The following is a 5,759-nucleotide window of genomic DNA, read 5'->3' as shown; positions in this document are numbered from 1 at the left end:
ATGTTGCTGATCGCGAGGCCGATATCTTTGAGTTGTTCGCCCAAAAGCGCTCTGCCAAAGCGCGAATTACTGATTCTTCGAGAGCAGTATAACCCCAGGGTGAAAGAGGAGATGGGATATCTTTTGCCGACGATTGAACAAAGGCCAATCTTAGGTAAAATGACCATCAACTTAGAGCGTAATCCCAAACGTCCAGCTCGCCCGCGCACTATTACAAATCCGAGGGATGAGAGTCACTCTGGAAGTGCCTCAACATCACCCCAAACCCCACAATCTCCAGCCAGTGGAAATCAATGTACTACTCGTAGAAGAAACTGAGAAACCTGCTGATGGTAGTCCACCCATTCGTTGGTTATTGCTCACCACTCTACCCATTGACAACTTTACTCAAGCTTGGCAATGGGTGCAGTGGTATAGCTATCGGTGGCTGATCGAACCCTTTCACAAAACCGCTCAAAAGTGGCTGACGCGCGCGAAAAACTTCAACTTCAAACCCGAGAGCGTTTACTCAAAGCACTGGCTACTTATAATATTGTTGCTTGGCGATTAATGTGGTTAACTTATCAAGCTCGACTTAATCCCGATGCTTCTTGCCAAGTTGTTTTCTCTCCACCGGAATGGAAGCTCAAGCGACTTCAATTTCAATCCAAAAACCCCTCGAAAAAACCTCCTACTCTTGCGTTTTGCTCTGACGCGGGATTGCACGCTTGGGTGGATTTTTGGCTCGTACTGGAGATGGCGAACCTGGCTTGAAAACTCTCTGGCGAGGGCTTTCTACCTTCTACCATTTGCTTGAAGGTTCACAACTTGCTTCTACATCAAACGTCTCTATCACTGTTTCGACTACTTTTGCCTAATGGATAGACCTTAATAAGGGGGGCGGACAATAGGCAAAGGTGCGCTTTCCGGAGACGAAACCTTGAAGAGGGTCCCCTTATTACAAAAGTTTTAACCCTTTTACGTATAGCCAGTAACCCATAAAGGCGACCCTCTGAATACGGTAACTTCATTCCTGCATCTAATTATTAAATTAGCCACGAGTCGCACCTAAAAGTTGACTACAACAGCGTAGGTGCGCTTGACCTTGGCGAATTAAATTAGCCACGGGTCGCACCTTTTGCTGCTTGTATCAATGTCAAACACCTTAATGGGTAGTGCTATAACCGTCAACCCTCAACCCTCAACAACCGTGATGGTAAGAGCAAAGAAATCTCAAGCTCCCGATCATTATATAGTGGTTGGAAATTCCTTAGAGTAGACCCAGCCAAGTCAACAAACCTTGACCAGTGAGCAATTCCAGTAACAGGATACAAACTAAGGCAACCATCGCAAACCTGCCGTTGATTTGCTCAGCATAGGGAGTCCAACCAAAAGCTGGTTCAGGTTGGTTAAAAGACTCCTCAGATGATTCACTAGAATTGGGTGTTTCAGAACTCATGGCTGCTCAGATCCTTCAGACTCCAAATTTTTTACCGATTCAATTAGCGATCGCACTTGTGATGTCCCTGCTGATGGAGAAAAGCTCAAGGGAAACTTACCTCGAACTAGCATTCGTAATCCCAGTGGTCCTAGGCTCGCCAAACCTTGGATATCTCGAAATGAGTTACCAACCACCTGCAAGCCAAACTTACGCTCATCAATCCAACCTCCCTCTTTCACTAAATCAATTAGGACTTTGCGGTGGCGGATTGGACGACTATCTTGGTCATCAATACCTTCAAGAATATCCTGTTTAATCTTACCGATTTGATCCATAGGAGCCACACCCATCGGGCAAACGGCATTACACATCATACAGCGGGTACAACCCCAGACTCCTTTTGTTCCTTCGTTATATTTCTCCAAACGATTTTCCGTGGTATTATCACGGGAATCTACCACCAGACGCTGTGCTTTAGCCAAGGCATGAGGACCGACAAAATCTCGATTAACTTCTTTGGCATTACACTCAGAATAACAGGCACCACACATGATACAATTACCTGCCTGAGCCAAATGCGATCGCTCTTCAGGACTCTGTAAAAATTCCCGTTCGGGAATCTTCCTAGCAGCAGTGCTGACGTAGGGATCAACAGCTTCTAAGTTATCCCAGAAGCTGCTCATCTCAACGACTAAATCCTTGATTACTGGCATATTCCCCAGAGGTGCTATAGTAATCTCCGGAATTTTAGATTCATCTGGCAGCTGTTGGTTCCCCAATTCATTGCCCACATTTTCCTTACAGGCCAAAGCCGACCGACCATTAATTCGTATGCCACAGCTACCACAAATCGTGTTGCGACAATTTTTGCGAAAAGCTAAAGTACCATCTTGTTCCCACTTAATACGATTCAAGCATTCGAGAATCGTGTTTCCTTTCTCGACATCCAGCTTATAAGTCTGGAGTAGTGGGGCAGTGTTTTGAGTCTGTCGAATGATTTTGAAATCAACTTGCATAAAACTAAGCTCTTGAATATTCCAACATATACAAGGATAATCGGTAAGGTTAAGGGCTAGGGTCAACAGGACTCCTATTCCGGTGAGTAGTTCCTCTTGATAATTAGGCCATACTTGTTTGAGTAGTCCCTCCCGAAGCAATACCGCTCGCTAGTTGACTTCTGGTGTAAGAGTGCTTTCCTTTTGGTATGTTTCCTGGATTATTTCCATAGTTATCATGTTACTGCCCCTAAAGGCTTAGGCAGGGATTGTCTGATCTGTTATTATTGAAATACGTAAAGATTTAAACAAATGATCCAAAATATCTTGTCAACTGAGATAGATTTAACGATATATTTTTAATAGAGCCAAAGTTTGGCGATTAATGATCTTGACCACTCTGAAGTTTAAAGGATATCTCGTGAGATTATGCCAGAGATTTCAAGTACTCCCCTAACTGGTAAAGCATTACTTCAAAAAGTAAAAGAGCTATCACACTTGCCTCGCCGAGAGACAGCCAAGCGTTGCGGCTATTACACTATAACTAAAACAGACCAGACCCGCGTTAATTTAACAGATTTTTATGATGCGGTTTTAGGAGCCAAGGGTGTTCCCCTGGATCCAGAAGGCACAAAAGATGGTCGGGGGCGTGAACCGACTTATCGTGTGAGTGTCCATAAGAATGGTCAAATTGTTATTGGTTCAACCTACACTCATGCCATGGGATTAGAGCCTGGTGATGAATTTGAAATTAAACTAGGCTACAAACATATCCATCTCAAGCAGGTGGATAACGATTTTGAATCTGAAGAGGTATCTACTCAAAAAGCAAAGAAAGCCACCTCTTAGTGCGTGTTCCCTAGCGCTCTCTTGGTGCGCGTTACCTAGCGCTTTGAAAAAGTGCGGGGTGGCACCGCTTTGAAAAAGCTCGGGGTGGCACCGCTTTGAAGTAATCCTTCTTACAGAAAATCCTGCGAGTTTGAAACCCCCGTCTCTCAGCGAGCGGGGATGAAAAACGACCATGTGGGGCTAGCGTTGCCTCGCCGTGAATATTTTTTGGGCACGTGAGCTTTTAAGAATCTGTTACCGACGTGATGGGTAAAGCCCCCGTGATTTATCCGGGGGATAAAACAGAAATTGACGAATAAATTCGTCAATGGATATTTTTTTATTCTGTTGTCGGTAATCCCTAAACTAGCGCTGTCCTATATAATAGGAAGTGAGACAACCAACTTGCCTGAATATAAATAGACAACGTAAAAACCTGTTCAAAGTAATGATACGTGCACCTCGGTTTCGTCTAAGGATCTGGAAGTCTATGAAACGAATAAGGTAGATATTGTATTAAAGTTGATTGTCTCCCATTCTAAAAAGGTAGGGTGGGGCACACCACAACCTGGATCTTAAATCCAAACCCTGGGTTTGAAGTTACCGTTAGAGAGGGTCGCCTTATTAAAAAAGATTTAACCCTTTTCTGCATAACCTGCCGACGATAAAGGCGACCCTCTCTAAGGTTTCGTCTCCGGGGAGATTTGGCCTCTACTGTGCTTGGTTAAAACCAATCATAGCAAGCCGAATCGTTGAGCCAAGAATCCCCATCTATTAGCGAGCGGGGAGTCTCAAAATAATTGAATCGGTACCATAAGGCACAAGCAAACCGCAGGTAAAAAACCTGAAAAAGCTTGGGCTAAGCTCACTATGAGGGAAAAAGGACAGACCCACATCTACTTGGAAAATGTCAATTTTTTAAGCAAGTGGACTGGTTGATCTGCTGAAAAGCTGATCACCTTGAAGAATCATATGTCTACCCTTCGATAGTGGAGGATGCCCCATAAGAAGACAGTAGAAACAAAAATCTTCTTTCTACTACCTGAGGAGTCGGTAAAGCAGGCTATTACTAACCAGCCCGATGTGCTCTGTCCTTAGGGAACTTGGCATAGGAAAAAAGCAGCCGCTTATGATAGTGTAGTTGAGACCTTATAGTAATTTGATAGTAATTTGCCAATCTCGCCAATGGCTATTCTTGATCAGGCAACTAATGGGTCGTTTGTGTCATTAATGACGTCAACTACTCTTTTGAAGGTAGGAACTTTTTTCCTAGCTTGGGCAGTTTTTTGGCTTCCCCTAGCTTTCCCTATAGCTATGGTTTTAAAGTGGCGTCCAAATCAGCCTTTAGCACCAGACCAAAAGTTACCACTACTGGCAGCACTTTACCTGATTGCTCCCCTAATTTTATGGGGAGCTTCTCAACTAGAGGGGGTGCCTTTCTCCGATTACGGATTGGATTGGAAATTAAGCGTTTTAGGGTCTCTAGGATTGGGACTAGGAGTAGGTATTCTCAGCTTAATCATAGTATTTACTGGGCAATTATTACTAGGCTGGGTGAGGTGGAATTATGAAAATTGGCAGCGTTTGGGACCGATATTACTGCCAGTGATGTTATTAGGGCTGTGGATTGGGCTTACAGAAGAGTTAGTCTTTCGTGGCTTCTTAGTGAATCAACTACAGCAGGATTATTCTATCTGGGTAGGAGCAGCCATCTCTAGTGGGATTTTTGCCCTGTTACACCTAGTTTGGGAACAAAAAGATACTATCCCTCAGTTACCAGGATTATGGCTAATGGGAATGGTATTAGTCCTAGCCCGTTGGGTGGATGGAGGCAGTCTGGGTTTAGCATGGGGACTACATGCTGGTTGGATTTGGGGTTTAACTTGTTTGGACTCAGCTGAGTTAATTGCTTACACAGGCATTGGACCAATTTGGATAACGGGTTTGGGAGGAAAACCGTTAGCTGGGATAGTGGGTCTTCTTTGTTTATTGGAAGTTGGGGCTTTATTATTACTGATGTTGCCAGATCAGCTGGTCAACATTTGATCAACATAATAGACTTCGCGGCAGTTGTCGGGAGGGAACAGCGGATCACCGAAACAGTGGACAATAATTGAGGCAAACACTATCAGAAAACTACTTTTGAGGTCTAATCAATATTTAACCTGTTTTAAATTGGCTTTAAGCCTGTCAACAGACTCCTATATATAGCACTACCCATTCAGATTAGGACATTCCTAAACTCCGAAACGTAAGTAATCGCTTACTTTTAGGTGCGACCCGTGGCGAATTTAATTCGCCTACGGAAAGCGCACCTTTGACTTCTGACTTCTAACTTCTCACGCTAAGCGTAGCGCTATAACACTACCCATTAAGGTTAGGACATTGATAAAAGCTGAAAAAGGTGCGACCCGTGGCGAATTAAATTCGCCACGGGTCGCACCTGTGGATTTACTTCATGTTTAATTTCACGCCTTTCTTGTCGTGCGCGTTACCTTGGCGAGGGAACCTCGCCA

Annotated in this window: 7 protein-coding genes; 5 read left to right on the top strand and 2 right to left on the bottom strand. The window is 44.1% G+C overall.

Annotated features, from left to right (window positions below; genetic code table 11):
- Nucleotides 1–226: 226 nt before the first annotated feature.
- From F6K20_RS21835 to F6K20_RS40120, 3 genes are read left to right on the top strand one after another with little or no spacing between them, the layout of a single operon-like run.
- Nucleotides 227–550, top strand: coding sequence for a hypothetical protein (locus tag F6K20_RS21835; protein WP_287296002.1), 324 nt, complete (start codon nucleotides 227–229; stop codon nucleotides 548–550).
- Complete coding sequence (locus F6K20_RS21830) at nucleotides 550–753, top strand: hypothetical protein (RefSeq protein ID WP_287296000.1); 204 nt, start codon at nucleotides 550–552, stop codon at nucleotides 751–753. The genes F6K20_RS21835 and F6K20_RS21830 overlap by 1 nt, the downstream gene beginning before the upstream one ends.
- Nucleotides 708–857 carry an IS4 family transposase gene (locus F6K20_RS40120; RefSeq protein ID WP_353736801.1) on the top strand — a complete coding sequence of 50 codons (150 nt, stop codon included), beginning with the start codon at nucleotides 708–710 and terminating at the stop codon, nucleotides 855–857. Before F6K20_RS21830 ends, F6K20_RS40120 begins: the two co-directional genes overlap by 46 nt.
- A 392-nt stretch (nucleotides 858–1,249) precedes the next feature.
- Here the strand turns inward: F6K20_RS40120 and F6K20_RS21825 are convergent, their stop codons facing one another.
- On the bottom strand, nucleotides 1,250–1,438 hold the full coding sequence (locus F6K20_RS21825; RefSeq protein ID WP_008180807.1) for a CAB/ELIP/HLIP family chlorophyll-binding protein: 189 nt from the start codon (nucleotides 1,436–1,438) through the stop codon (nucleotides 1,250–1,252).
- Nucleotides 1,435–2,436 (bottom strand): succinate dehydrogenase/fumarate reductase iron-sulfur subunit, encoded by a 1,002-nt coding sequence (locus tag F6K20_RS21820; RefSeq protein ID WP_044492440.1) that lies wholly within the window; start codon nucleotides 2,434–2,436, stop codon nucleotides 1,435–1,437. Before F6K20_RS21820 ends, F6K20_RS21825 begins: the two co-directional genes overlap by 4 nt.
- 408 nt (nucleotides 2,437–2,844) lie before the next feature.
- On the opposite strand from F6K20_RS21820, the gene F6K20_RS21815 reads away from it, so the two are divergent.
- Nucleotides 2,845–3,264: an AbrB family transcriptional regulator gene (locus tag F6K20_RS21815; RefSeq protein WP_008180804.1), complete on the top strand. Its 420-nt coding sequence runs from the start codon at nucleotides 2,845–2,847 to the stop codon at nucleotides 3,262–3,264.
- A gap of 1,164 nt (nucleotides 3,265–4,428) precedes the next feature.
- A complete protein-coding gene (locus F6K20_RS21810) occupies nucleotides 4,429–5,289 on the top strand; it encodes a CPBP family intramembrane glutamic endopeptidase (protein WP_008180802.1) in 861 nt (286 codons plus the stop codon).
- The last annotated feature ends 470 nt before the right edge of the window (nucleotides 5,290–5,759 follow it).

The sequence above is a fragment of the Moorena sp. SIO2C4 genome (genome assembly GCF_010672485.1).
GTDB lineage: Bacteria > Cyanobacteriota > Cyanobacteriia > Cyanobacteriales > Coleofasciculaceae > Moorena > Moorena producens.
This window is presented reverse-complemented; position numbering and strand designations above follow the sequence as displayed.

What these genes read in the sequence shown, in the direction of transcription:
- F6K20_RS21815 (WP_008180804.1), top strand. Translation starts at nt 2,845, where the DNA reads ATGCCAGAGATTTCAAGTACTCCCCTAACTGGTAAAGCATTACTTCAA.
- F6K20_RS21810 (WP_008180802.1), top strand. Translation starts at nt 4,429, where the DNA reads ATGGCTATTCTTGATCAGGCAACTAATGGGTCGTTTGTGTCATTAATG.
- F6K20_RS21830 (WP_287296000.1), top strand. Translation starts at nt 550, where the DNA reads ATGTGGTTAACTTATCAAGCTCGACTTAATCCCGATGCTTCTTGCCAA.
- F6K20_RS21820 (WP_044492440.1), bottom strand. Translation starts at nt 2,436, where the DNA reads ATGCAAGTTGATTTCAAAATCATTCGACAGACTCAAAACACTGCCCCA.
- F6K20_RS21835 (WP_287296002.1), top strand. Translation starts at nt 227, where the DNA reads ATGAGAGTCACTCTGGAAGTGCCTCAACATCACCCCAAACCCCACAAT.
- F6K20_RS21825 (WP_008180807.1), bottom strand. Translation starts at nt 1,438, where the DNA reads ATGAGTTCTGAAACACCCAATTCTAGTGAATCATCTGAGGAGTCTTTT.